This is a genomic window from Nocardia sp. NPDC023733 (assembly GCF_040639775.1).
Taxonomy (GTDB): Bacteria; Actinomycetota; Actinomycetes; order Mycobacteriales; family Mycobacteriaceae; genus Nocardia; species Nocardia rosealba.
Genome location: NZ_JBFAAN010000003.1, coordinates 195369 through 222017, shown reverse-complemented (window position 1 = coordinate 222017; position 26649 = coordinate 195369). Strand labels below are relative to the sequence as shown.

23 protein-coding genes and 1 tRNA gene are annotated in these 26649 nt (G+C 67.1%); 4 read left to right on the top strand and 20 right to left on the bottom strand.

The window, feature by feature from the left end; translation table 11 throughout:
- Window positions 1-3 precede the first annotated feature (3 nt).
- On the bottom strand, window positions 4-1539 hold the full coding sequence (locus tag AB0F86_RS16455) for a Rieske 2Fe-2S domain-containing protein (protein WP_356984682.1): 1536 nt from the start codon (window positions 1537-1539) through the stop codon (window positions 4-6).
- Between the two features lie 114 nt (window positions 1540-1653).
- A complete protein-coding gene (locus tag AB0F86_RS16450) occupies window positions 1654-2541 on the bottom strand; it encodes a hypothetical protein (RefSeq protein WP_356984680.1) in 888 nt (295 codons plus the stop codon).
- 65 nt (window positions 2542-2606) lie between these two features.
- Between AB0F86_RS16450 and AB0F86_RS16445 the strand changes: the two genes are divergently transcribed.
- Window positions 2607-3368 carry a lysophospholipid acyltransferase family protein gene (locus AB0F86_RS16445; RefSeq protein ID WP_225281691.1) on the top strand — a complete coding sequence of 254 codons (762 nt, stop codon included), beginning with the start codon at window positions 2607-2609 and terminating at the stop codon, window positions 3366-3368.
- Between the two features lie 52 nt (window positions 3369-3420).
- Here the strand turns inward: AB0F86_RS16445 and AB0F86_RS16440 are convergent, their stop codons facing one another.
- Window positions 3421-3837 carry a hypothetical protein gene (locus AB0F86_RS16440; RefSeq protein WP_225281692.1) on the bottom strand — a complete coding sequence of 139 codons (417 nt, stop codon included), beginning with the start codon at window positions 3835-3837 and terminating at the stop codon, window positions 3421-3423.
- A 222-nt stretch (window positions 3838-4059) separates the two neighbouring features.
- Between AB0F86_RS16440 and AB0F86_RS16435 the strand changes: the two genes are divergently transcribed.
- A tRNA-Gly gene (locus AB0F86_RS16435) sits at window positions 4060-4132 on the top strand.
- A 38-nt stretch (window positions 4133-4170) separates the two neighbouring features.
- Here the strand turns inward: AB0F86_RS16435 and AB0F86_RS16430 are convergent.
- Together AB0F86_RS16430 and AB0F86_RS16425 are read right to left on the bottom strand one after the other, a co-directional pair.
- Window positions 4171-5583: a lipase maturation factor family protein gene (locus AB0F86_RS16430; protein ID WP_356984678.1), complete on the bottom strand. Its 1413-nt coding sequence runs from the start codon at window positions 5581-5583 to the stop codon at window positions 4171-4173.
- A gap of 34 nt (window positions 5584-5617) precedes the next feature.
- On the bottom strand, window positions 5618-6262 hold the full coding sequence (locus AB0F86_RS16425; protein ID WP_356984676.1) for a histone deacetylase: 645 nt from the start codon (window positions 6260-6262) through the stop codon (window positions 5618-5620).
- Window positions 6263-6366: 104 nt separating this feature from the next.
- On the opposite strand from AB0F86_RS16425, the gene AB0F86_RS16420 reads away from it, so the two are divergent.
- A complete protein-coding gene (locus AB0F86_RS16420; protein ID WP_356984674.1) occupies window positions 6367-7050 on the top strand; it encodes a DUF6636 domain-containing protein in 684 nt (227 codons plus the stop codon).
- Window positions 7051-7108: 58 nt separating this feature from the next.
- Here the strand turns inward: AB0F86_RS16420 and AB0F86_RS16415 are convergent, their stop codons facing one another.
- From AB0F86_RS16415 to AB0F86_RS16345, 15 genes are all read right to left on the bottom strand, one after another.
- Window positions 7109-7882 carry a MerR family transcriptional regulator gene (locus AB0F86_RS16415; protein WP_356984672.1) on the bottom strand — a complete coding sequence of 258 codons (774 nt, stop codon included), beginning with the start codon at window positions 7880-7882 and terminating at the stop codon, window positions 7109-7111.
- 4 nt (window positions 7883-7886) lie between these two features.
- Window positions 7887-9026 (bottom strand): serine hydrolase domain-containing protein, encoded by a 1140-nt coding sequence (locus AB0F86_RS16410; RefSeq protein ID WP_356984670.1) that lies wholly within the window; start codon window positions 9024-9026, stop codon window positions 7887-7889.
- Between the two features lie 143 nt (window positions 9027-9169).
- On the bottom strand, window positions 9170-11419 hold the full coding sequence (locus AB0F86_RS16405) for a heavy metal translocating P-type ATPase (RefSeq protein WP_356984668.1): 2250 nt from the start codon (window positions 11417-11419) through the stop codon (window positions 9170-9172).
- Window positions 11420-11475: 56 nt separating this feature from the next.
- The gene (locus AB0F86_RS16400) at window positions 11476-12405 is read right to left on the bottom strand and encodes a hypothetical protein (protein WP_356984667.1); all 930 of its coding nucleotides are present in this window, start codon (window positions 12403-12405) and stop codon (window positions 11476-11478) included.
- 20 nt (window positions 12406-12425) lie between these two features.
- A complete protein-coding gene (locus tag AB0F86_RS16395) occupies window positions 12426-12626 on the bottom strand; it encodes a heavy metal-associated domain-containing protein (RefSeq protein ID WP_356984665.1) in 201 nt (66 codons plus the stop codon).
- Window positions 12627-12678: 52 nt separating this feature from the next.
- On the bottom strand, window positions 12679-14094 hold the full coding sequence (locus tag AB0F86_RS16390; RefSeq protein WP_356984664.1) for an MFS transporter: 1416 nt from the start codon (window positions 14092-14094) through the stop codon (window positions 12679-12681).
- Between the two features lie 137 nt (window positions 14095-14231).
- The gene (locus AB0F86_RS16385; RefSeq protein ID WP_356984661.1) at window positions 14232-15011 is read right to left on the bottom strand and encodes a sterol desaturase family protein; all 780 of its coding nucleotides are present in this window, start codon (window positions 15009-15011) and stop codon (window positions 14232-14234) included.
- Between the two features lie 18 nt (window positions 15012-15029).
- Entirely contained in the window at window positions 15030-15821 is a 792-nt protein-coding gene (locus tag AB0F86_RS16380; RefSeq protein WP_356984659.1) for a GntR family transcriptional regulator, read from the bottom strand.
- 279 nt (window positions 15822-16100) lie between these two features.
- The gene (locus AB0F86_RS16375) at window positions 16101-16868 is read right to left on the bottom strand and encodes a hypothetical protein (RefSeq protein ID WP_356984657.1); all 768 of its coding nucleotides are present in this window, start codon (window positions 16866-16868) and stop codon (window positions 16101-16103) included.
- Window positions 16865-18535 carry an ABC transporter family substrate-binding protein gene (locus tag AB0F86_RS16370; RefSeq protein ID WP_356984656.1) on the bottom strand — a complete coding sequence of 557 codons (1671 nt, stop codon included), beginning with the start codon at window positions 18533-18535 and terminating at the stop codon, window positions 16865-16867. The genes AB0F86_RS16375 and AB0F86_RS16370 overlap by 4 nt, the downstream gene beginning before the upstream one ends.
- A gap of 32 nt (window positions 18536-18567) precedes the next feature.
- On the bottom strand, window positions 18568-20256 hold the full coding sequence (locus tag AB0F86_RS16365; RefSeq protein WP_181700232.1) for an ABC transporter family substrate-binding protein: 1689 nt from the start codon (window positions 20254-20256) through the stop codon (window positions 18568-18570).
- A complete protein-coding gene (locus AB0F86_RS16360) occupies window positions 20253-21944 on the bottom strand; it encodes an ABC transporter family substrate-binding protein (protein WP_356984654.1) in 1692 nt (563 codons plus the stop codon). Before AB0F86_RS16360 ends, AB0F86_RS16365 begins: the two co-directional genes overlap by 4 nt.
- A gap of 16 nt (window positions 21945-21960) precedes the next feature.
- A complete protein-coding gene (locus AB0F86_RS16355) occupies window positions 21961-23805 on the bottom strand; it encodes an ABC transporter ATP-binding protein (RefSeq protein WP_225281704.1) in 1845 nt (614 codons plus the stop codon).
- Window positions 23802-24743, bottom strand: coding sequence for an ABC transporter permease (locus AB0F86_RS16350; protein ID WP_181700238.1), 942 nt, complete (start codon window positions 24741-24743; stop codon window positions 23802-23804). The genes AB0F86_RS16355 and AB0F86_RS16350 overlap by 4 nt, the downstream gene beginning before the upstream one ends.
- Window positions 24740-25717, bottom strand: coding sequence for an ABC transporter permease (locus tag AB0F86_RS16345; protein WP_181700240.1), 978 nt, complete (start codon window positions 25715-25717; stop codon window positions 24740-24742). The genes AB0F86_RS16350 and AB0F86_RS16345 overlap by 4 nt, the downstream gene beginning before the upstream one ends.
- An 86-nt stretch (window positions 25718-25803) precedes the next feature.
- On the opposite strand from AB0F86_RS16345, the gene AB0F86_RS16340 reads away from it, so the two are divergent.
- The gene (locus tag AB0F86_RS16340) at window positions 25804-26631 is read left to right on the top strand and encodes an HAD family hydrolase (RefSeq protein WP_356984652.1); all 828 of its coding nucleotides are present in this window, start codon (window positions 25804-25806) and stop codon (window positions 26629-26631) included.
- The last annotated feature ends 18 nt before the right edge of the window (window positions 26632-26649 follow it).

Below are 26649 nucleotides of genomic sequence, written 5' to 3'. Positions count from 1 at the left end.
ACCTCAGAGTTTCTGGGACCGCAGTTCGTGCCCCTTGGACGTCTTGCAACGCCCCGACTCCAGGTCCCACTGCCACCCGTGCAGGTTGCAGGTGAGGTTGTTGCCTTCCACCACACCGAATTTCGACAGGTCGGCCTTGAGGTGCGGGCAGCGGCGCTGCACTTCCCAGCCGTCGAGTTCGATGGTGGCCGAGTCGTCGTGCGCCTCGGCGAACCAGCCGTCGGCGTAGGCGATTCGCTCGTCGGTGAGGCACTTGAAGAAGGTGTAGAGGAATTCGTTGTAGCCGCCGATGCGCCACGCCTGGAAGCGGGTGGACAGGAAGATCGTGTTCACCCAGTCCGGTTCGTCGTCGCGCAGCACGGTGCGTACCAGTTCGGGGGCGATGCGGAAGCCGTAGCGGTAGCGGCCTTCGCCCTCGATGGGCTCGCGCACGGTGCGCTGCGGGAAGTCCAGGACGATGGTTTCCTCGCCGAGCACCAGGCCCACGGGGTAACCGATGCCGTCGCTGATGAGCGCGCTCTGCTTCATGATCGGCTCGAACAGCTCGCGCAGCGGCTCGAGCAGCGAACCCTCGCCGTGCTCCCAGGTGGCCTTCTCAGCCGCGAGCACGGGGGCGAAGCGTTCGGCCATGTCGGCGATGTAGGCGGCCTTGTCGCCGTAGATGCGCTGCGGGTCGAACGGGTGCGTGAGATCCAACGAGGAACCGCGCACGTCGGCGACGGACCCGGGGATCATCAGGATCCCGCCCTTGTTGCCGTGGATCTCCATCTGCTCGAGAAACACGATCTGGTCGGGGAAGATGTTGCCCTCGTCGCCGCGGTCGTCGTTGAGGTAGCGCAGTTCGTCGTCGAGGAACACCGGCGGACCGGCCGAGGGCACCACCCAGGTGGCGCCGACCTGCTCGATGTAGGAGCGGGCCCGGTCCATGCCGCGCTGACGCTTCTGCTTGCCGAAGTTGGCCTTGGTGCGCGCGGGGATGTCGTAGACGGCCGGGTACCAGATGGCACCCGAGTACTGCAGCAGGTGAATGTCGATGTGCCCGAACGCGTCGTGGATCACGTCCATGTCGACGGGGCGGGCGTCGTTCATGTTGAAGCAGGTGGTCTCGCCGTCGGAGACGAGGATGCCCGAGTCACCGATGGGGCCGTCGGCGGGTGCGCGCAGCGCCACGATCATGATGTCGAGCGAACCCTTGGGTCCGGTGACGGTGTGCTTGACCGAATCCTCGGTCTCGAAGAACTTGGTGAAGCCGAGCGACTCGAGTTCGCGGCGCAGATCCGGCACCGGGTAGTCGGGCAGCAGGACCGTCGCGTCCTTGTTGACGTGCTCGCGCAGCAGCGCGGCGTCGAAGTGGTCGCGGTGCAGGTGCGAGACATAGAGGTAGTCGACGTCGCCGAGCGCCGCCCAGTCCAGGCCGGTGTTGTCCGGGAACGGGAACCACGACGCGAAGTAGGCGGGGTTCACCCACGGGTCGCACAGGATGGTCCCGGCCTCGGTTCGGATGTGGAAGCCAGCATGTCCGACACTGGTGATCTGCACGAGCTATGTCCTCCTACCAGGATCTGATTCGCCGACGCACCGGGCTCGACCTGGTGACGCGAGCCGCCGCCGAGCTCTGACCACTGCGGCGGCACCAGCCAACAAGGGTAGTGGCTAAACCGTTACATCACCGATGCAGTAGCCCTCGGGGGTCGAGACGACGGTGAATGTGCGCGTCCTGGTGCCCCCGGGGGAGGTGGTCACCGGGACCTGAACCGCCAGGTAATCCCCCTGAACTCGTTCGGATGATAGCTCTTGGTCGGCGAAGGAGGTGACATTGCCTACTTTGCCCGAGTCGGTGGCCAGCGGGGGTGCTGTGGGGTTGCCGGTGCCCTGTGGGTCCCAGGTGGCCGAGCTCGCCGCGCAGGTCAGGGGGTGGATCTGTTCGGTGTCGTCCGGGTTGAGAGGTTTGCCCGTTGCACGGGCCAGGTAACGGCGAACGGTGTGACGCGCGTCGGCCTCGTCGTAACCCGGCTCGACACCGGCGGCGAACACCCGGCCGCAGGCGTAGCCCGTGGCGATGTCGCGCTGTTCCACGGTGATCGTCGTCGTCGCGTTGCGCCAGGTGACGGTGTCGGCGGTGGCGGTGCCCGGCCTGCTCAGGGCGGCGAGGATCGACTGCGGGTCGACGTACATGTCGGCGACGGTGCGCGGCGGGATGGTCCAGCACTTGGCCTGTAGCTCGGTGACGGTCGACGAGCGCAGGTCGGCGGCCCAGCGGCGCACGGCGGTCACGGCATCCGGGTTGCCCGCCACCGCGCCGACCTGCGGTGCGTCGGCGGGTACCGGCTCGGTGGTCGGTACCGGTGTGGTCGCGGCCTCGGTGGCGGTCGAGGACGAGGCGGCTGCCGAGGTGCTGGTGGCAGGCGCGGCCACCGGTCCGTCGCCCGGAATGCCCGATACCGAGTCGCAGCCGGCGATCAGCGCGGCGGCGGTCAGTCCCGCGGCCAGGGCGCTGGCACGGCGGGTCGGAGCAAACGGGGGCAGCTGAGCGCGTTGCACTTCGACGTTCCTCATTCCTTGGCCGGGTGCCGGAAGCGGCGATCTGCGACTACGCTAGCTGAATTGTGGAACCCGTCTACCGGTCGATCATCGGCCTGGCCCGAACCGTCTTCTTCCTCGAAGGTCTGAAGTTCACCGTCAAGGGGGCCGAAAACATCCCCGCGACAGGTGGTGCCGTGGTGGCGATCAACCACACCGGTTACATGGACTTCACCTACGCCGGCCTGCCCGCGCGCACCCCCAAGCGCTACATCAGGTTCATGGCGAAGGCGGAGGTGTTCGACAACAAGATCTCCGGCCCGATCATGCGCGCCCTCAAACACATTCCGGTCGACCGCACGGCGGGCGCCGACTCCTACAAGTCGGCGGTGAAGTACCTGCGCGACGGCGAACTCGTCGGCGTGTACCCCGAGGCGACCATCAGCCGCAGCTTCGAGATCAAGGAATTCAAGTCCGGCGCGGCCCGCATGGCGCTCGAGGCCGACGTGCCGATCATCCCGATCGTCATCTGGGGTGCCCAGCGCGTGTGGACCAAGGGCTTCCCGAAGCGCCTGGGCCGCACCAACACCCCGATCTCCATCGCCGTCGGCAAGCCGATCAAGCCCTACGAACCCGTCGGCGACCTGACCGCCGAGCTGCGCGGAACCATGCAGGCCATGCTCGCCGACCTGCAGAAGGACTACGAACACGAGCCCGGCGCTTACTGGGTCCCCAAGCGCCTCGGCGGCAGCGCTCCCTCCTTGGAGGAGGCCACCGCCCTCGACAACGCCGAGGCCGCGGAACGTTTGGCGCGCAAGACCGCTCAGCGCGCGAACCCCGAGAACTGAGACGCGCGTCGGACCCGGAGCAGATCTGTGCTCCGGGCCCGACACCCCCCGATCAGTTCATGCTCAGTACCCACGAGCCGTTGCAGCCCCAACTGGCGTTGCGGTTGGCGTCGTAGGTCCAGACGGGGGTGATCGGCGGGTTCACCCGCACATGCCACCGGCCCGACGGCGACTTCACGGCGTTGCCCTCGCGGGTGACGATCTTGACGTCGTCGTGGTCGAACAACCAGGAGCCCCGGCTGGTGGGGTAGTCCAACCGCATGCGAACCCGGCCGCCGGTGTGGTTCTGCACCACCAGGCAGGAACCGGGGTGGTTGATGTCGATGGCGTAGTCGCTGAAACCCTCCTCGCCACCGTTGTCGGTGGTGTCGACGAATCCGACGGCATCGGTGATGTCGGCGTGCGCGGGTCCCGCGACCATGATGGTCGTCACAGCCACGGCGGCGGTGAGCAGTCCGAGAGTCTTCAATCCCTTACCTCCCCTGAGTGGCGGCAATGGTTGCCTACCTGCGAATAAGTCTCCCGCGCAACGGCTTCCGCATTCTTATTGCGGGCTTAACGATGTGCCCGATCGCCAGAGCGGCAGACCATCCGAGCGGTGGTCAAGGGGGCCTGATTTCGTGTTTCGGGGGAGCACACGCTAGAGTTCCTTCTCGCACCACGAGGCCCGGATCGGGCCGAGGACGTGCACGCGGATGTAGCGCAGCTGGTAGCGCATCACCTTGCCAAGGTGAGGGTCGCGAGTTCGAATCTCGTCATCCGCTCAACGAAAGCCCGGCCTGGATGCCGGGCTTTTCTGCTGTCAGTACCGGTTCAGGCGGTCACGCGTGAGTGGCGGCAGGAACTCGCCGATCAGTGTGCGCCGCCACCAGATTCGCTGCCCGAACAGTTCGGCCGGGGCGCTGAACTCGTATTCGTAGAGGTGGGCCCGCACATAGTGCGGCGGGGCGTCGGGGAACGGATTGGGACCGAGCAGGCGCAGGGTGTCGGGGTCGTTGCGCAGTAGCCGCGCGGCCAGCGGCAGCGCCCACGAGCGGGCGTAGGCGGGGGAGATCGCGGCGAACCACATCAGCCAGTCCAGGCGCAGGTGGTAGGGCGCGAACTGGCGTGGCATGCGACGCGGATCGCCCGGTTTGCCTTTGAACGCGTATTCGCGCCACACGGTGTCGTCGGTGAGGTGGGTGTCCTCGGTGCCCTCCAGCACGATCTCGTAGCGGGTGCGGCCGATGGATCCGAACGCACCATAGGTGTTGACCAGGTGCAACGGGTCGAAGGAGGCATTCATCTGCTGATTCGGCGAGAGCATATTGCGCACCGGCCGGTAGCTGGCCACCACCACGAGGGCCACGTAGGCGATGCAGACGCCGACGAACCAACCGGGCGCAGCGGGTGCGGACTGTCCGCCGGGCAGCGAAAGCGCGGTGGCGGCGAGCAGCAACGTCACCCAGTTCAGCCAGGCGAAATTGCCCGACAGCACAAGCCACAGCTGGGTGACGATGACGATCGCCGCCGCGATACTCGCCACCGGCTGCGGTGCGAACAACCCGAACGGCACGATGAGCTGGGCGAAGTGATTGGCCGCCACCTCCACCTTGTGCAGCGGTTTGGGCAGGTGATGGAAGAACCAGCTCAGCGGACCGGGCATCGGCTGGGTTTCGTGGTGGTAGTACAGGCAGGTCAGGTCGCGCCAGCACGGATCGCCGCGCAACTTGATCAGTCCGGCCCCGAACTCCACCCGGAACAACAGCCACCGCGCGGCCAGCAGCACGAGCAGCGGCGGTGCGACGGTGTCGTTGCCGAGGAATATCGCCAGGAAACCGGCCTCGAGTAGCAATGATTCCCAACCGAAGCCGTACCACAGCTGACCAACGTTGACGATCGACAGATACAGCACCCACAGTGCGAACCACAGCAGCATGCCCGCCCACAGCGGCACCGCGTCGGCCAGACCCGCCGCCACCGCGACCGCGAGCACCACCCCCGTCCACGACACGGCGGCGAACAGCCGATCCGAATAGCGCAGATGGAACAGGCTCGGCGACCGCCGCCACGACGAGCGTTCGAGGAAACGCGGAATCGGCAGCATGCCGCGCTCGCCGAGCAACGCCCGGAACTGGAGTGCGGCGGTGAGGAAGGCGACGGCGTAGATCACCGCCAGGCCGCGCTGGAAGATCAGCCTGCCGTACCAGTATTCCGGTGCCGCGAACCACTCCATGCGCTCGCTCCTGGGAGATCTGCCCTCCGGTGGATTACCCGGTGTCGTGCGTCGATAACAGGGCGGCGCGCAGTTCGCGCTCGTCCCATTGTCCGGCGACACCGGGCCGCACCCGCAGGTAATCGACGATCCGGTCGGTGTCCCACCCCTGACCTTCGCGTAGTCCGGCCCCGATCATGGACAGGTATATGGCCGACGGGCGTTGCAGGGCAACACTTTCCGGCAACCACGGCGCGGTGAACGTCAGGATCGGTACGCCGTCTTCGTCGCCCAGGTGGATGACGGTTTCGTAGCGTCCCGGCCCGAACCGGACCCTGCCCTGGTCGACGACGCGGTCCAGGTCGAAGCCGCGGCCGGGCGTGCGGTACATCTCCTGGTCGAGCAGGTCGGCGAACTGGTCGAGGGTGAGCAGATAGCCCCTGGTCACGGCGTCGGTCGGCCAGCGGGGTGCCGGTTGATCGGTGTAGAAGGCGACACCCCCGGTCCACACCGGACTCTGCCAGGCGAAATACACGCTGCCCGGCACCGGCAGTGCGGTCGTCTTCATGGGTGGGGTGGGATCGCGGAAGCCTGTGTAGAGGTGGTCCGTGCCGGGCGGAGTGCCACCGAGTCGATAGAAGTCGAAGCGCGCCGTACACATGTTGGATCCGTAGGCGGCATACCAGATGTGTTGTGTCACAGACCGACTCCTGAAAGGTCACGGTTTCGTACGCCGAAGAAACGGTTTCGTCTACTCCCTCGATTGTCCCTGCGAGGGTCGGGAGCACCGAAGGGGAGAATTTCATGCGAAAAGCATTCGTGGTTGCCGCGCTGGTGGCCTCGGTCGTGAGCCTGAGCGCTTGCGGCAGTACGGCCGACCAGGGTGGGGGATCGGCCACCACGTCGGTCCCGGGCACGCAAACCGGCACACCCGCACCGCGCACGACCGTGCCCGATCGGCAGACCGCCGCGCCGACCGTGGCGCCCGCACCGGACTCCGGCTCGACGCCGGGCAAGCCGATCATCGTGCCGGGAAACGGCCCGGACAACACCGCGCCCGCGCCCGCGCCCGCCGGGGACGGCTTCACCCCCGTCGACGCGAACAAGTATCAGCTCGACGGCGGCCACTACTTCCGGTCGCCCACCGGGAACATCTACTGCGGCATCCTCACCCACGCTCCCTACGGCGTCGGCTGCCAGCTGGCTTCGACGAACCGCATCTCGCCGAAGCTGCCGAACTGCACCGACGCACCCGACCGCAAGGTCGCCGCGCACCTCTACGAGGGCAAGTCGGAACTGTTGTGCACCAGCCAGGGCATCTTCGTCGGTATTCCGCAGGACGGCTCACCCGCCGGCGGCGCGGTCCTGAACTACGGCCAATCCCTCACGGTCAACGGCTACACCTGCGACTCCTCTTCGCAGGGCGTCCGCTGCATGGCGAGCGGCCACGGTTTCGCGATCTCGGCCGACGACCAGCACACCTTCTGAGCTCGAACGGCATCGCCACACGCCGGAGCTCGTGCTGCCGTGTTGCAGCGCCGCGGCACTACCTCGGAATGTGGATGCCCGCCGCGCGCAGCTTCGTCTCGACGAGGGCGCCGAGCACGCCCGCGGTCGAGGTGGGTTCGTGGCCGTGGTGGGCGATGAGCTGGTAGCGGGTCGCGGCCTCGGTGCGAGCCTGCATGCCGGTCACGATTCTCAGGTGCGCCGGGTTGGCGAGGTAGTGCTCGATCATCTCGGTGGCGAGTTCCTCGATGCGCGGATCGTCGGGTGCCCAGGCCGCGGCCTCGACACCGCGCCGCAGCAGGGCGACGAAATCCGGGTCCTCGATGGCGTTCTCGACATCGGTGAGGTAGTCGTCGAACCCGTCGGGGACAAGGGCTCGCGCCAGCACCCAACCCTCCCTGGTCGCCGCGACCTCGGCCTCGGGAAAACCGAGGCTCGGCATCCGTTCCAGCATCGCGACCGCGCGGTCGGGCAGCAGGGCTCGATTGCCGTCGCTGAGCCGGTGCAGCGTGTCGCGCCGGGCGGTGAGCTCCTCGATGCGCTCGGTGAGCTGACGTCCGACGTCGGCCAGGGCGGTGGCGAACTGGTCGGCGTCGGCGTCGAGCAGGGGTTCGATGTCGGCCAGCGGCACCCCGGCGGCGGCCAGCGTCCGCACCTGGACCAGGCGCAACAGTTCGGCCGAGCCGTACCGTCGGTACCCGGCACTGTCCCGTTCGGGCTCGGTCACCAGGCCGAGCTTGTGATAGTGCCGCACCGTCTTCACCGTGACACCGACGAACGCCGCCGCCTGCCCGATCGTCACCCCGTTCCGCATGCGCTCAGCTTGCCTTGTCCGCCACCGAGTTTCCCGGTTCGCCGCCGAACACAGCGTCGATCAGCGATTTCTGCGTCACCTGGAACGCCGGGGCCATTGTCATGTCCGCGTCATCGACGAAGGTCAGGTACGCGGTCATGGTCACGCTCGCGTCGGGAGTGCTGTACATCAGTGTCGCGTAACCGGCGATCCCGCCGTTGTGGGTGATCAAGGTGGCGCCGCCCGCGGTTTCCTGCACGAACACCCCGAGCCCGTAGGGCATGCCGGGGATCCCGGTGTCGTGGGTTCGCAGCATCTCGGCCAGCAGCGGTTCGGGCAGCAGCGTGCCGTCGAGCAGGGCGCGGATGAAGGTGTGCAGGTCGGCGGTGGTCGAGATCATGTCACCGCCGGTGCAGACCCAGGACGGGTTGTGCAGGGTGACGTCGACGGTGTGCTGCTCGCCGCCGTCGCTGTAGCGGTAATAGGCGTGCGGGTGCGGTTCGGGCAGATCCGTCGAGGCGCCGGGCAGCACGGTGTCGGTCATGCCGAGCGGGCCGAAGATCAGGCGCTGCGCCTCCTCGGCGAGCGAGCGGCCGGTGACCTGCTCCACCAGCAACCGGGCGATGATGTAGTTGGTGTTCGAATAGCTCCAGCCGGTCCCCGGCTCGAATCGTGCAGGCTTCGAGAGGGCGAGGTTCGCCAGGTCCTCCGGTCGGTAGGTCTCGAACCGCTTGTCGACCCACTCCTTGCCCGCGATGGTGGAGGGCACGCCGGGGACGATGGTGCCGTCCTCGTACAGCTCGCCGGTGATGTTGAAGATTCCGCTGGTGTGCTGCAACAGCATTCGGACGGTGACCCGCTCGTCGAGTGCGTAGTCGGGCAGGTAGTGGATCGCCGGGACGTCCAGCTCGATCCGGCCCTCGGCGACCAGCCGCAGCACGATGGCGGCGGTGAAAGTCTTGGTGTTGCTACCGATTCGGACGTGACCGTCGACGGGCGGCGGTGTGGTGACGCCGAGCTCACTTGCTCCCGCGCTGCCAGCCCACTCGCCGCGCTCGTCGTTCACCCGCAGTGACGCACCGACGAAACCGCTGTCGACTATGCGCTCGATGAGTTCCTGGAGCTCCGGACGATCTTGGGTGGCAAGGGTTTTCGTGTTCGACATGGTGATCGCTCCTCTTCGCGTATTCGGCTTTCCTGCCGCTGCGACCAAGGCTCCACCCTGACCTTAGGTCAACCACAAGAGTGATCTGGATCACCGAAAAAGCGGGGCGGCAAAGTATCTGCCGCCCCGCTCTTTTCGCGCTGCTACTGCGCGGTCGACTTGAACCGTCGCAGCCGCAGGCTGTTGCTCACCACGAAGACCGAGCTGAATGCCATCGCGGCACCGGCCAGCATCGGGTTGAGCAGGCCTGCCATGGCCAGCGGGATCGCGGCGACGTTGTAGGCGAAGGCCCAGAACAGGTTGCCCTTGATGGTGGCCAGGGTGCGGCGCGAGAGGCGGATCGCGTCGGCCGCGGCCCGCAGGTCACCTCGCACGAGGGTGAGGTCGGCGGCCTCGATGGCCACGTCGGTGCCGGTGCCCATTGACAGGCCGAGATCGGCCTGGGCCAGGGCGGGTGCGTCGTTCACACCGTCACCGACCATGGCGACGACCTTGCCCTCGGCCTGCAACCGCTTGACCGTTTCCACCTTGTCCTGCGGCAGAACCTCGGCGATCACCTGTTCGATGCCGACCTCGGCGGCGATGGCGTTCGCCGCGCGGGTGTTGTCGCCGGTGAGCAGGATCGGGGTGAGGCCGAGCTCGCGGAACTGCGAGATGGCCTGTGCGGAGGTCGGTTTCACCGCGTCGGCGACCACGAGTACGCCGCGTGCCTTGCCGTCCCAGCCGATCGCCACGGCGGTCTTGCCCGTCGATTCGGCGTCGGCCATGGCGGTGGCGAGGTCGTCACCGAGGGGCTGCGACCAGTCGGCCAGCAGCCGGGCCCGGCCCACGATCACGGCGTGACCGTCGACGACACCCTGCACGCCGAGACCCTCGATATTGGCGAAACCCTCCACCTCGGGCAACGTTCCGGCATCGCGTGCGGCCTTGGCGATCGCCTGGGCGATCGGGTGCTCCGAGGAATCCTCCAGCGCACCGGCCAGTTCCAGCACGCGGGCGCGCTCTTCACCCTCGGCGGGGATCACGTCGAGCAGGGTCATCTTGCCGGTGGTGACGGTGCCGGTCTTGTCCAGCACGATGGTGTCGACCTTGCGGGTCGATTCCAGCATCTCGGGGCCCTTGATGAGGATGCCGAGCTGGGCGCCGCGTCCGGTGCCGACCATCAGTGCGGTCGGGGTGGCCAGGCCGAGGGCGCACGGGCAGGCGATGATGAGCACCGCGACTCCGGCGGTGAACGCGGCGGCGATGGAACCGCCTGTGCCGAGCCAGAACCCGAGGGTCGCGACGGCCAGCGCGATGACGATCGGGACGAAGATGCCCGAGATCTTGTCGGCCAGTCGCTGGGCCTGCGCCTTGCCGGTCTGGGCGTCCTCGACCATCTGCGCCATCTGGGCGAGTTGGGTGTCGGAGCCGATTCTGGTGGCGCGCACCAGGAGTCGTCCGCCGACGTTGACGGTCGCGCCGGTGACGGTGTCGTCCACGCCGACCTCCACCGGCACCGATTCGCCGGTGAGCATGGCGGCGTCGACAGCGGAACTGCCCTCGGTCACCACACCGTCGGTGGCGATCTTCTCACCGGGGCGGACGACGAACACATCACCGACAGCCAACTGCTCCACCGGGATTCGTGTCTCCACGCCGTTACGCACCACGGCCACGTCCTTGGCGCCCAGCTCGAGCAGCGCCTTCAGCGCGGCACCGGCGCGGCGCTTGGACCTGGCCTCGAAGTAGCGTCCGGCCAGGATGAACGTGGTGACGCCCGCGGCGGCCTCGAGGTAGATGCTGCCGGTGCCGTCCATCCGGGCGATGGTGAATTCGAACGGGTGCGTCATGCCCGGTGTGCCCGCGGTGCCCCAGAACAGGGCGTACAGCGACCACCCGAACGCGGCGAGCGTGCCCATCGACACCAGGGTGTCCATGGTCGCGGTGCCGTGCTTCAGGTTGGTCCAGGCAGCCTTGTGGAACGGCAGCGCGCCCCAGATCACGACCGGTGCGGCCAGGGTGAGCGAGAGCCACTGCCAGTTGGTGAACTGCAGAGCGGGGATCATCGCCATCGCGATCACCGGGACGGTCAGGACCAGCGACACCAGCAGGCGGGTGCGCAGCGACGCGGTCGGATCGTCCTCGGTGGGCGCGTCGGTGGTCTCGGGCTGCTTCGGGGCGGGCAGTGCCGCGGTGTAGCCGGCCTGCTCGACGGTGGCGATCAGGTCCTCGGGGGACACGTCACCGGTGACATCCACGCGCGCCTTCTCGGTGGCGTAGTTGACGGTCGCGGTGACGCCGTCGAGCTTGTTGAGCTTCTTCTCGATGCGGTTCGCGCAGGAAGCGCAGGTCATGCCACCGATCACCAGTTCTACCTGGCCGGTGCCCGGTGGGTGTGTCACGGCGGTCATGGGATGCTCCGATCGTTTCCTGATATCGATTCTTGCTGAAGGTTTGCGGTTGGTGCTCAGTGGCCGTGGCCGGGGGTGCCGTGGTCGGCCGGTGCGCTGGTCGGGGCGGGAGTGCCCGCATCCGACTGGGCGACGCGCAGGGTGAACTCGGCGGTGCGGACCACGCCCTGGTGCTGGAAGTCGAGGAACAGGCGGTAGTCGCCCGCGCTCGGCGCGTTCACCACGAAGTCGATGCCGGGACCGGCCGGTGTCACGCCGTCGCCGGGTGTGCCTTCGGGGTGAACGTGCAGGTAGGCGAGGTCGGCGGCGCGCAGGGCGACCAGGTGGCCGTAGGCGCCGAGGTAGGGCTGCAGGTCGGTGACCGGGGTGCCGTTGCGGCTCACCGACAGCGTGACCTTCGACGACTGACCCGGAGCCACGGTTCCGTTCAGCGCGACGGTGTACTCGCCGACCTTGGCGGTGGCCGCCGGGGCGGGCAGCGCCTGCACGTCGTAGTTGCCTGCCACGCGCAGGTCGGCGCCGAGGGTCAGGTTCGACCCGCCCGCCGGGGTGAAGTCGGCGAACACCCGGTAGTCGCCCGCCCGGCTCAGGTTCAGTGGCACCGACCAGGTGCCCGCGGCGTCGAGCACCGGGTGGACGTGCTGGAAGGCGGCCATGTCGCGGCGGACCACGATCAGGTGCAGGTCTTTGTCGTGGCTGGTCGTGTACTCGGTGAGCGGTGCGCCGGTCGCGTCGAGGATGCGGAACGAGACGGGCGTCTGCGCCGCGCTCTTCACGACCGTCGTGTCCAGGGCCAGTGTGTAGCCCTGGTCGGTGACCAGCAGGCCACCGGGCAGGTCGCCGGCCGGTGCCGCCGCCGCGTGCTCCCCGTGGCCGGCCGGAGCCTGCGTGGGCTCCGGACCGACCAGGGCGCCGACACCCAGAGCGATCCCGAAGACCGCCGCGAGGCCGAGGGTGAATCCGGCGAACTTGCCTGTTGCGTTCATCGGGATGCTCCGTTTCGGGTTCAGTCTGCGAGCTGGAAGCCGGCCGCGGTGACGGCTTCGGCGAGGGCGGTGCGGTCGGGGGTGGCGCCGTCGATGGTCACCGAGCCTGCGGCCAGGTCGACCTCGACGCCGGTGACGCCGGGCAGGGCGCCGACCTTGTCGCGCACCTTGTTGGTGCAGCAGCCGCAGGTCATTCCGGTGACGGTCACGGTGGTGCTCATGCTGTTCTCCTCTTTTGTCGTCATCATTACCATACCCCCCTAGGGTAGTTTGTCAAACCTGGGCGGGGGACTTGTCCTCGGCGGGGTTGCGCAGGGTCGCCGCCGCGATGCCCGCGCCGGCCAGGGCCAGCAGGCCCGCGCCGAGGAAGGCGGCGGAGTAGCCGTCGGTGAGTGCCGTGGCATCGCCGAGTTCACCCGCGCCGAACGCGGCCGCCACCGCCGTCATCGCGGCCAAGCCGAGTGCCGAACCCACCTGGTAGCTGACATTGACGATGCCCGAGGCGAGTCCGCCCTCCTCCGGCCGTGCCGCCGAGATGGCGGTGCCGAGCGAGGGGATGAACGCCAGCGACATACCGCCCGCGGCCACCAGCGAGGCCGGCAGCACGTCGACCCAGAAGTTGCCGGTGGGGCGAACCAGCGACATGATGCCCAGGCCGAGACCGAGTACCACCAGGCCGGTCACGATCATCGGCTTGGCGCCGAATCGCTGCATCGCCTTGGGGGCGAGCACGACCATGCCGAGCATGATGAGCGTCGTCATCGGCAGCAGCGCCGCGCCCGAGGGGAACGCGCTGTAGCCGAGGACCTGCTGTAGGTACAGGTTGAGGAAGAACCACATCGGCACCCACGCGGCGGCCAGCGCGAACTGGGCGAAGTTGGCGGCGGCCAGGTTCGGTGCGCGGAAGATGCTCAGCCGCATCAGCGGTTCCGAGCGGCGCGACTGGATGGCGACGAAACCGGCGAGCAAGGCGGCGGCGACGGCGAGCACGCCCCAGGTCTGCCCGGATGCCCAGCCGACCTCCGGCGCCTGCACGATGGCGTACACGGCGGCGGCCAAACCGGCTGTCACAGTGACGGATCCGGCGAGGTCGATGGATCCCTTACGGGCAGGCGCGGCGGGCATCAACAGCGGAACCGCGATCAGCGCGAGCACGGCGATCGGGATATTGATGTAGAAAACCCAAGGCCAGCTGACATATTCGGTGATGACGCCACCCAGGAACACGCCCGCCGTACCGCCTGCAGGCGCGGCCGCGCCATACACCGCGAGTGCCTTGGTGAGTTCCTGTGGCGTACCGCCGAACAACATCATCAGCAGCGTGAGTGCCGACGGTGCGATCAGCGCCGAACCGGCTCCTTGGATCGCCCGACCGGCCAGCTCGACGCCGACCGAACCCGCGGCACCGGCGATCACCGAGCCGACGGCCAGCACCAGCCAGCCCGCCCCGAACACCCGCCGGGCGCCGAACAGGTCCGACAGCCGGCCGCCGAGCAGGAGCAGACCGCCGAAGGCGATCACGTAGGCATTGAAGACCCAGGTGAGATTCCCGGGGGTGAAGCCGAGTTCGGCCTGCATCTTGGGCAGCGCGATCCCGATGATCGAGGTGTCCATGATGACCATGAATTGCGCGGCGGCGATCACCGCCAGCGCCCACCACCTGCGGGTGGATTGCGATTGCGTAGTCACGACTTTCGTCCTTTCGAGCGGAGTGCGTCTCGTGGACGGTACCCTACCCCCCTAGGGTATAAATGTGTCAAGAGTGGATTCGCTCGAACGGCAAACGCCCGGCTCGCGGGTGCGGGCCGGGCGTCGGGAGGGGAGGGTCAGTGGGCGTGCAGGTTTCGGGCGGTCGGTGAGGTCGGCGTGGTTGCCGGGTCCGGTGCGGTGCCGAGCAGTCGATCGGCCGTGCCGGTGGTGGTGACCGTGAACCAGTAGTGCTCGTTCTTGTAGTGGTGATGGCGATGATTGCGCCAAATCGCCCGATACGCGGCATGTTTCGGCTTGTAGTCGGTGTGGATCAGGTAGTGCGTCCACTCGTAGAGCAGGCCGAGAACGGTGATGGTGAGCAGGAAAGTGAGGCCGAGGCCGAGGCGCGGGAACGCAAGCAGCGCGATCGCCACCAGGGCGACGATGGTGAGCAGCAACGACTTCGGTGGGATGAAGATCAGTGGCACGTCACGGGGGTCGACGTGGTGCGCGCGGTGTTTGCGGGCCAGCTCGCTGTCGAGGATCACCGGGCCGAAGTGCCTTGGTCGCCAATGCAGCACGGTGACGTGGATGACCCATTCGATCAGCGGGAATGCCGCCAGGATAAGGATCGGCACCAGTGCGTCGGTGAGCTGCCAATCCCCGACCAAGACGCGTGCGACCAAAGCGGCGATCAGTACCGCGCCGATCATCCACGGCGACGGATGCCGAAGGAATTCTCGCGCCGCCGCGCCCAGGGACACGCTGCGGCGAATTCGGCCCGAGCTGCCTGCGGATTCGCTTCGCTTCGTGCGATGCGCATGCTCGGCGGAGCCTGCGCCGGTCCGTTCGGGAGCCTTCTCGCCTGTGCCCGTGGTGGTTTCGTGCGACGACGTTGTCGGACGGTCAGTAGTCATGGTGCTTCCTCGGGTGGATCATGCCCCGTCGAGGGCATGGATGAGAGCGGTGGTCGCCGGCTCGAGCAGTGCCCGAGCACGTTCGGCGGCCCGTTCCGGCTCGCCCGCGTCGATCGCGGCGGCCAGGTCTCGATACGCGCCCCCATTGCCCACCTCGGCGGACATGATCGGCGCGAGCGCGGCCAACGCGGGTTCGTAGGCGGCGCGCAGCATGGAATACATCAGTCGGAACGCGATCGAGTCGGCGAGATCGAGCACGTGATCCCAGAATTCGAGCGCGATCCGCTGCTGGGTGAGTGGATCCGACTCGGCGACAAGCCTTTCGACCGAGTCGTGCAGGAGTGTCAGCTCGTTGTCCACCGCCGATTCCGGTTCCGCGATGGGCGCCGCTGCGGCCTCGACCGACAGGGTCGTGCCGCCCCCGCGAGCGGCCTCCCTGCGCACCCGACGCGCGGCGAGCTCGGCGATCTTGGGCCCGTTGTGCAACCGCGCCTCGAGAATGCTCCGCGCGACCGCCGGATCGATCGATTCCCCCCGAAGCAACAGCCGTGGCAGCACCTCCAACCCCGAACTGCGCCGATAGTCCAGCACGGTCGTCGCTTCCCCCTGCCGCACCGAGACCAACCCAGCCGCCGCCAACCGCTGCAACGCCTCCCGCACCGCAGGCCGCGAAACCCCCAGCGCCTCGGCCAGCTGCCGCTCACTCGGCAACGAACTCCCCACCGCCAGCTCCCCACCCAGCACCTGCTCGGCAATCTGCTCGAACACGTCCCCGGATACCGACCGCTTCACAACAGGAGTCCACGCCATAACCCAAGCATGCGCTCGTCTGGCCAGCTGGTCAAGTGGTAAGACCAGCCCGATCGAAGCATGGAACCTCGGGCGGGACGGCTATCAGTCTGAGCAGGCAAAATCCCGCTTCGGCGCAGGCTTGGGCGGTAGCGGTTCGAAGGCGACCACAGCCGCGACTGTCGCAGCGCCCGACCGGTACTCGCCCCACGCTCAACGAATCGGGGGCGCGCGATCACCACGCTCCGGTGACGGAAACTACTCGGCCGATGCGGCCACCACATCGTGGTGATCAACCGTTCAGCTGGGGTCGGATCCTCGGATGGCGGAAAGCCAGGTGGCGGTGGCGGCGGCGACGGTGGTGGCGGCGATGAAGGCGGGGAGGCCGCCGTTCATGACGTAGACCCAGAGGAGGCCGGCGAAAGGGGCGGCGACCGTGGATTGGGCGTCGAGGATCAGGCGGCGGGTCGGGGTGAAGGCGGGTGGGTCGGCGGGACGGGTGGGGTTGTCGACGAGTTTCCCCGGCGGTTCGGTGGAGCGTGCCCGGCCGGAGGGGAAGAAGCGGGTCGAGCCCGCGGAAATCGACCGCGGGGTGATGTCCAGGTCGGTGGGAGTGAGGGTGGACAGCGCCGGTTCGTAGAACACCGGCTGCCACACCGTGCGCTCACCCACGCTGATCTCCAGGAACGACCGGCTCACCAGCCGATGCTGCTGCCGAACCCGCCGCCCCGTCGCGATCCCGCGGCCACCCGGCCGCCCAACCGCTTCCCGACGATTCGGTGCAACACCGCCCGACTCACTCCGGTGCCCGGCGATCCCACTCCCACCGGTCTCATCCAGCGGCGCCGCGACCTCGCCCCGGCCGATCTCAGCCAGTCGGGTCGCCGCCCCACTCGGCAGAACCCCGAACGCTAACGCCATCTGATAGCCGGTGTACCCGAGCACCCCCAACGCCACCACTGCCAGCGCACTCACCTGATCCAGGTCGGCGAACGGCACCCACGCCGCGATGACGACGAGGGTGCCGCACGTGACCGCCAGTGGATAGGTGAGGGCGCGCAGGCTCACTTCAGGAAGCCGACCTTGGTGTAGTCGGGTGACGCGAGCCCGAACGCTCCGTAGTTGGCGAGGTTCTCCCGCACGGCATAGGTGCCCGAAGCCTGTTGCAGCGGAATCGAATAGCCGGAGGCGAAGATCAGCTTGTCGCATTCGTTGGCGAGTTCGCGTGCCTTGTCGGGATCGAGTTCGGAGATCGTGCGTTCGATGAGCGCGTTCAGCTCCGGCGACCCGATCCGGGCCTTGTTGGACTTCAGGTTGTTCGGGTCGTAGGCGTAGATCTGCGGCAACGCGCCGAGCGGCAGCACGCTTCCGCCCCAGCTGAACTGGGCCAGTTCGAAATTGCCCGGGTCGATGACGTCCTTGAAGAGCCCTGCGCCCGGCACCGTCTGGATGTTCAGCTTCACGCCGATCTGCGCCAAGTTCTGCTGCACGATCTGCGCGGTCTGTACCCAGCCGTCCTGCTGGTACATCACATCGCGGAGTTCGAGCTTGCGCCCGTCCTTCTCGCGGACCTCACCGTTGAGTTTCCAGCCGAGGTCGTCGAGCATCTTCGCCGCCGCGGTGGGGTCGAAGGAGATGGGTCCGGAGTTGTCCTGGTACCCCTTCTGGCCCTGCATGTAGATGTGGTTGTTCAGCGGCTTCGGATCGTCGACCACACCGTTCTGCGCGGCATTGACGATGCCCTGCCGGTCGATCGCCTTGGACAGCGCGATCCGCAACTGCGGGTCCTCGAGCAGCGAACCGGGCGCGCCGTTGAACGTGATGTGCGACCAGCTCGGTTCCGGCGTGCGCCGCAGCACCACGCCTGCCGCCTGCTTGGCGCCGGTGACATTCTCGATGCCGGACATGTAGGCGACGTCGAGTTCGTTGTTCTGGATGGCGGGCAGCCAGGCCGACGAGTCGAGCACACTGAAGGTGATCGTGTCGAGTTTGGGTGTCGCGCCCCACCAGGCCGGATTGCGTGACAGGACGATCCGGTTCTGCGTGCGGTCGATCGAGCTGATCTGGAACGGCCCCGCGCTCACCACGAGACCGTTGCGGTCACGGTCGTTGAACGCCGCGGCCGATTCGGTACTCGCCTTCGGATACAGCGGAATGAACTGGCCCTGCCATTCGGCATACGGCTGCGAGAAGGTGACGACGGCCTGCCGATCGTCGACACCGCGCTCCACCTTCTCCACACGCTCGAATCCGCTGGTCGCCGAGATCAGATACGCCGGGTCACGGCCACTGAGCGCCGCCGCTTGCGAGCGCAGATCCTCCCAGGTGATCGGCGTCCCGTCGGACCACACGGCCTTCGGATTGATCGTGTAGGTCACCTGTTGCGGGTTGGTACCGGTGAGCTGGATGTCGGTGAAATAGTCGTGGTTGATGGACAATTCGCCCGCGGCATTGCTGGTGTACGCCGAAGGCAGCAGCGGCTCGATCACATCGCCGGTGTTGTCGGTGGTCCCGTCGACCTGCAAGTAGTTGAACGTCTCCGGCAGCGCGGAGAGCACCAGCCGCAGATTGCCGCCGTCGCGCAGGTCGGCCACATCGCGGGCATTGATGTCGTTGCTGCTGCCGATGAGGTTGGTGCCGGATGAACCGCCGGTGTCGCCCGAACACCCGGACAGGATCAGGCCGATTGCCACACATGGCACCGCGAATCGGGTACCGAGCGAGCGAATTCGCATGGGGTTGCGCCCTTTCCGTAAGCGGGCCGAGGTCACTTGACGAAGCCGACCTTGGTGTAGTCGTAGGAAGCCAAGCCCGAGGCACCGTAATTGGCGAGGGTTTCGCGCACCGCGACCGTGCCCGCCGACTGCACGATGGGCAGGGAGAAACCGGATTCGAAGATGATCCGGTCGGCCTTGTTGGCCATTTCGATCGCCTTCTCCGGGTCGAGCTCGGAGATGATCTCCTCGATCAGGGCGTTCAGTTCGGGGGAGCCGATGCGGCCCTTGTTGCTGAGCGGGTTTTCCGGGTTGTAGGCGTAGATCTGCGGGAGCGCACCGAGCGGGAAAATGCTCTTGGACCAGGTGAACTGCGCGATATCGAAATTGCCGGGGTCGATGACATCGGTGAACAGTCCGTTGCCCGGGTAGGTCTCGATGTGCAGTTTCACGCCGATCTGGGCCAGGTTCTGCTGCGCGATCTGGGCCATCTGCACCCAGCTGTCCTGCTGGTACATCACGTCGCGGATCTCGAGCTTGCGGCCGTCCTTCTCGCGGACGTCACCGTTGAGTTTCCAGCCGAGTTCGTCGAGCATGCGCGCCGCTTCGGCGGGGTCGTAGGACACCGACTGCGCATTGTCCTCATAGCCCTTCTGGCCGTCGAGATAGATGTGGTTGTTCAGCGGCTTCGGGTCGGTGACAACGCCGTTCTGGGTGGCGGTGGCGATGGCCTGACGGTCGATGCCCTTGGAGATCGCGACGCGCAGCTTCGGGTCGGCCAGGATGGAACCGGGCGCGCCGTTGAAGGTGAAGTGCGAGAATCGCGGCGCGGGGGCGCGGCGCACCTTGATGCCGGGGGAATTGCTCGCGGTCTTCACTTCATCGATGCCCGAAACCGTCGCAGCGTCGAGTTCGTTGTTCTGCAGAGCGTTCAGACGTGCCGAATAGTCGAGAACGCTGTAGGTGACCGTGTCGAGCTTCGGGGTGTCACCCCACCATTTCGGGTTGCGGTTCAAGGTGATGCGCTGCTGCGCGCGGTCGATCCCGGTCACCATGAACGGCCCCGCCGACAGCGGCATTTCGTTGCGGTACATGTCGTCGAAGGCCTGGGGCGTTGCGGTGCTCTGCTTCGGGTACAGCGGATTGAACAGGCCCTGCCATTCGGCGTAGTGCTTGGCGTAGGTGACGACCGCCTGCCGGTCGTCGACGCCGCGCTCGACCTTCTCGACGCGGTCGTAGCCCTGCGTCGCCGACACCTGATAACCGAGATCGCGACCACTCAAAGCATGTGCCTGCGACTTCAGATCCTCCCAGGTGATGGGCGAACCGTCCGACCACACCGCCTTCGGATTGATCGTGTACGTCACCTGCTGCGGCTCGGTGTTGGTGAGCTGCACGTCGGTGAAATAGTTGTGGTCCACCGTGATATTGCCTGCCGCGTCGGCATTGATGGTGCCGGGCAGAGTCCACCCGACCACATCGCTCACCTCGCTGTCGCCGTCGATGTGATTGGCATTGAAGGTGGGCGGGAAACCGGTGAGCGGCAGGCGGAGATTGCCGCCGTCCCGCAATTCGTCGCGTTCCTTGGGGTTGATGTCGTTCATCGCCGTGATCGAACTCGACCCGGTCTCCAGCTCGGGACCGGAACCACAACCACCGAGCAGCAGCGTCAGCGCGGCCACTGGTGCGGCGACGCGAAATCCGGCGCGACGCAGCCGGGAACCATAGGTAGCTGTGGTCATTTCAGGAATCCGATCTTCGTGTAGTCGTAGGTGGCCAGCCCCGGTGAACCGATATTGGCCAGCGTCGAGCGGGCGCCGACGCTGCCGTCGGTTTGCATGAGTGGCAGGGAATGGCCTTCTTCGAAGACTTTGCGGTCGACTTGGTTGGCGAGTTCGATGGACTTTTCCGGGTCGAGTTCGGTGAGGGTGCGTTCGATGAGCGCATTGAGTTCAGGGGAGCCGATGCGGCCGTAGTTGCCCTGCAGGTCGTTGGGGTCGTAGTAGTAGATCTGGCGGATGCTGCTCAGGGGGAACGGGTCGCCCTGGAAGATGAATTGGGCGGCGTCGAAGTCGCCGGGCTGGATCACGTCGGTGAAATAGCCCGCGCCCGGTTTGGTGTCGATGGTGAGGCCGACGCCGATCGCGGCCAGGTTCTGCTGGATGATCTGGGCGATCTGCACCCAGGTCGGGTCGTTGTACATCACGTCGCGGATGACGAGTTTGCGGCCGTCCTTCTCGCGCACGTCGCCGTTGAGTTTCCAGCCGAGGGCGTCGAGTTCGCGGGCGGCGGCGTCGGGGTCGAAGCCGAGACTGTTGTCCTGGTAACCCTTTTGGCCCTGCAGGAAGATGTGGTTGTTCAACGGGGTCGGCTGTTCGACGAGACCGCTCTGCAGGGCGGTGACGATGTGCTGACGGTCGATGGCCTTCGAAATAGCCACGCGGACACCCTGATCAGCCAGGATCGAGCCCGGTGCGCCGTTGAAAGTGATGTGGCGCCAGCGGTTACCCGGTGCGCGGCGCACGACGAGCCCTTCGGTGCCGCGCACGGTCTGCACATCTTCGAGGGTGGTCAGCCGGACCAGGTCGAGTTCGTTGTTCTGCAATGCCTGCACCCACGACGAATGGTCGAGCACGGAGTAGGTGATGGTGTCGAGCACCGGCCTGTCACCCCACCAGCGGGGGTTGCGGCCCAGCGTGATCCGGCCCTGACCCCGATCGGTTCCGGTGACGATGAACGGTCCGGCCGACACACCCATCGCATCGGCGAGGCTGGTGTTGAACGCCTCGGGCGTGCTGGTCACCGACTTCGGGTAGAGGGTGGTGTTGCCCGCGAACTGTCCGCGCCAGTCGGCGTAGGGGGTGTTGAAGGTGAGCACGGCCTGCCGGTCGTCGACGCCGCGCTCCACCTTCTCGACGAATTCGAAACCGTTGGTGATCGCGATCAGGTACCGCTTGTCGCGCCCGCTCAGCGCGTTGGCCTGGGCGGCGATGTCCTCCCAGGTGATGGGCGTACCGTCGGACCACACCGCCGCGGGGTTGATCGTGTACGTCACCCGCATCGGATCGGTGCTGGTCAACTCCACGCCGGTGAAGAAGTCGGTGTCGACCGTCAGCTGGCCCGACGCGTCCACTTCGAACGCGCGCGGCAACATGGCGCGCACGATCTCGCCGATCTCCCCGTCGTTGCCGTCGTTGGACAGCGTGTTCCAGTTCGCCGGATACGAGGTGACGGCCAGGCGCAGATTCCCGCCCTCGCGCAGTTCCCCGACGTCGGTGGGATTGATGTCGATGGAGCTGCCGATCGCGCCGGTGTACCCGTCGGCCGCGTCGTCACCGCCGCTACAGCCCGCCACGATCATCCCGGCGGCCACCACCACGGCCGCACAGCGCAGCCGGGCACCGTGCGTGCGTAGGCGTCGGGTTCTCATGGCGTCTCCTCCAAGGTCAGCCGCTCACGGCGGGTTCGGGCACGGCCGCGATCAGCGAGCGGGTGTACTCGTGCTGAGGATTCGCGAAAATCTGCTCCGCCGGACCGGATTCGACGATCTTGCCGCGCAACATCACCGCGATGTCGTGGGCGAGATTGCGCACCACCGACAGGTCGTGCGACACGAACAGATACGACAGCCCCCGTTCGGCCTGCAGATCGCGCAGCAGATTCAGCACACCGGCCTGAATCGACACGTCCAGCGACGACACCGGTTCGTCCAGGACGAGCAAGGACGGATCGAGCGCGAGCGCCCGCGCGATGCTGATGCGCTGCTTCTGCCCGCCGGAGAAATCCGACGGGTACCGGTCGGCGTGCTCGGGCCGCAACCCGACCTGCCGCAACAACTCCGGCACCCGCTTGTTCACCTCGTCGCGGGAACGGCCGTCGATGCGCAACGGCTCGGCGAGCACGTCGAAGATCGGCAGGCGCGGGTCGAGCGAGGCGCTCGGATCCTGGAAGACGATCTGCATCTTGCGCCGGATCTCCCGGGTCTGCGCCTTGGTGAGGGTGGCGACATCGTGGCCGAGGACCTCGATCGAACCCGATTGGGGCCGAAGCAGATCCATGATCTGGGTGAGCGTCGTCGACTTACCGGAACCGGACTCGCCGACCAGCGCCAGGGTGCGGCCCGCGCGCACACTGAAACTGATCCCGTCGACGGCCCGCACCTCGCCGGTGCGCCGCCGCAACAGCACACCCGAGGTGAGCGGGAAGGTCTTCACCAGGTCGGTGACCCGCAGGACCACGTCGTCGTCGGTGCGGTCGGGATGCGGTTGGGCCGCGATGTCGGCGCGGTAGGCGTCGAACAGTTCCGGTGTGCCGAGTTCGGCGGTGCGGATGCAGGCCGCCGAATGGCCGGGGCTCACCCGCTCGAGCGGGGGTTCGGCGGCGGTGCAGTCGTCGATCGAGACGGGGCAGCGCGGCGCGAACGAGCACCCCGGCGGCAGCGCGTGCATGGCGGGCGGGGCGCCGACGATCGGGATCAGCGGGGTGCGGGCGGGGCCGTCCATGCGAGGGATGGAACCGAGCAGGCCGACCGTGTACGGCATGCGCGGACCCGCGAAAAGTTCTGTCACCGGGGCGGTTTCGACGACCTTCCCGGCGTACATCACCGCGACCCGGTCGGCGAGCGTCGCCGCGATACCCATGTCGTGGGTGATCATGATGACGCCGGCACCGGTGATGTCACGCGCCTTGCGCAGCAGGTCGAGGATCTGCGCCTGCACGGTGACGTCGAGCGCGGTGGTCGGCTCGTCGCAGATGATGAGGGCGGGATCGTTGGCGATGGCCATCGCGATCACCACCCGCTGACGCATACCGCCGGAGAACTCGTGCGGGAAGGCGCGCGAGCGCACCCGCGCGTCGGGGATGCCGACGAGTTCGAGCAGCTCGACAGCCTTTTCGCCGGCTTCCTTGCGGTTCATCTTGCCGTGCGCGAGCAGCGCCTCGGCCACCTGATCGCCCACCCGGTACACCGGCGTGAGCGCCGAGAGCGGGTCCTGGAACACCATGCTGATCGAGGAACCGCGCAGCTTCGACATCTGCTTGTCGCCCAGGCCGAGCAGTTCGCGGCCACGCAACCGCACCGAACCCTGCACCCGCGCCTGCTCGGGCAGCAACCCGATCACCGCGAGCGAGGACACCGACTTACCGGAACCGGACTCGCCGACGATCGCGAGGACCTCACCGTCGGACACGGTGTAGTTCACCCCGCGCACCGCCTCGACGCGGCCCTCCTCGCCGGGGAACGACACGCGCAGATCGGTGACTTCCAGCAGCGGTGCGGTCGAATTGGTCATCGCTTCTCGTCCTTACGCTCGGCGCTGTCCTTGCGCCACTTGCGCGCGCCACGGGCACCGGGGTCGAACGCGTCACGCAGACCGTCGCCGACGAGGTTGGCGCACAACACGATCGTGATGAGCAGCCCACCGGCGAACAGGAACAACCACGGATAGGTGAGCGCCGACTTGGTGCCCGCGGCGATCAGCGAACCCAGCGACACATCGGGCGGCTGCACACCGAAACCGAGGAAGCTCAAACCGGTTTCGGCCATGATCGCCGCGCCGACGGCGAGGGTGGTGTCGATGATGAGGATCGAGGCGATGTTCGGCACGATGTGGCTCACGATGATCTTGCGCGTCGGCGCGCCCATATACCTTGCGGCACGGACGAATTCGCGATCACGCAGGCTCAGGGTGAGGCCACGGATGATGCGTGCGGCGATCATCCAGCCGAACACGCTGAGCAGCACGATCAGGATCGCGATCGACCCGGAACCCTTGGTGCGCGGGGCGAACAGCGCGATGATGATGAAGCTGGGCACCACGAGCAGCAGGTCGACCAGCCACATGATGGCCCGGTCGGTCCAGCCGCCGAGCAGTCCGGCCACCGCACCGGCGGCCGCGGCGATCACGCTGGAGAACAGGGCGACACAGAACCCGATGACGAGCGATTTCTGCAGGCCACGCAGGGTTTGGGCGAGCACGTCCTGCCCGATCTGGGTGGTGCCGAACGGGTGCTCGAGGCTCGGCGGCTTCATCAGCGCCTTGTAGTCCATCTGCTGGTAGTCCCAGGGCAACAGCGGCGGGAGCGCGAAACTGGCGATCAGCAGCAGCACCAGAATCACCGCACCGGCAACGGCCGGCTTGTTGCGCAGGAAACGCCGCCACACCAATTTGCGGCGACCGGCCGCCGCCACCTCCGGCGCGCCGACGACGATCAGTTCGGTCTCGGTCATGACACACGCACCCTCGGGTCGAGCAGGGCGAGAACGATATCGGACAGCAGGCCCGACACGAGCACCACCAGCCCGGCGAACGCGGTCACGGTGACCACCACGTACAGATCCTGGGCATTGATCGAATCGACCAGCCACTCACCCACACCGTGCCAGCCGAAGATCTTCTCGGTGAAGGTGGCGCCGGTGATGAGACCGCCGAGACTGTAGGCGAAAATCGTCGCCATCGGGATCAACGCGGTGCGCAGGCCGTGTTTGTAGAGCGCCCGATTACGGGTCAGGCCTTTGGCTCTCGCGGTCCGGATGAAATCGCTCTGCAGGACATCGAGCATGGCGTTGCGCTGATAGCGGCTGTACCCGGCCATGCCGCCGAGTGCGAGCGCCAACGTGGGCAGCACGAGATGCTGTACGCGGTCGACGATCTGATTCCACAGGCCGGTGATCTCGGTGGCCGATGTTTCACCCGTATAGAGGAAGATCTGGCTGCCGGTGAGCGTATTGATCTCCAGCGCACCGTATTTCAGCAAGGTCGCCAATAGGAAGATCGGTGTGGACAAGATCAACAGCGACAACACCGTCGAGAAATAGTCGCTGAATTTGTACTGCCTGATCGCCCCCGCCGCACCGATCAGCACACCGAGGACCGTGCCGATGATCGATCCGAGGATCAGCAGCCGCAGACTCACCGCGACCCGCCTGCCCAGTTCCTCGCTCACCGGCTGCCCGGCCAGCGTCGTCCCGAAATCACCTTGCGCCACACCACCGAGCCAGGTGAGATAGCGCTGTGGGATCGGCTCGTCGAGATGCAGTTGCTCGGCCTTGGCGTCGATCACCGACTGCGGTGGGCGCGGATTGCGCTGCTCGAGACTGTCGAGCGGACGGAAGGTGAGTGAGGCGAGGCTGAACGTCAGAAACGAAGCCAGCAACAGGAGCACGAGGTAGTTCAGCGCGCGCCGCACCAAGAAGCCGGTCATCAGTCCCCTCTGGATCGGGTAATCAAGCCCTGATCATAAGGACAGTCACGCGTCGCCGCGTGCCGACGTGCGGCAGGATGGAAACGATGACGAGCACGCACCCGAAACCGAAGCTGGTCGCCACCGACGTCGACGGCACCCTCATCGACGACGCCGACCGGATTTCGCCACGCACCAAGGCCGCCGTCGGCGCTGTCCTCGCCGACGGCGCCACCTTCGTGCTCGCCACCGGCAGGCCGCCCCGCTGGATCGACCCGGTGGTCAGCGAACTCGGCTACGCACCGCTTGCCATCTGCGGAAACGGCGCCGTCGTCTACGACAGCGCCACCGACCGCGTGCTCGCCAGCCACACCCTCGACACCGAGACCCTCGGTTGGCTCGCCGAGATCGCCGAACGCGCGTTACCCGGATGCGGGCTCGCCGCCGAACGGGTGGGGGTGAGCGCGCACGACGCGGCGACGCCGCAGTTCGTCAGCTCGCCGACATATGAACACGCCTGGCTCAATCCCGACGACACCGTCGTCTCGCATGCCGAGGTGATCGACGCACCGGCCATCAAGATGCTGATCCGGCTCAGCACGGCCCGCAGTTCCGAGATGCGCGCGGCGCTGGCCCCGCTGATCGGCGACCGCGCCGAGATCACCTACTCCACCGAGCACGGGCTGATCGAACTCGCCGTGCCAGGAGTGACCAAGGCGTCCGGGCTGGCCGAGGTGGCGCGGCGGATGAGCGTGCGCGAGGACGAGATCGTCGCGTTCGGGGACATGCCCAACGACGTGCCGATGCTGACGATGGCCGGGCACGGGGTGGCGATGGGGAACGCGCATCCCGAGGCGCGGGCGGCGGCTGATGAGGTGACCGGGACGAATGTGGACGACGGTGTGGCGATGGTGCTCGAGCGGTGGTGGGCGTAGGCGCATCCGTCGCGCTGT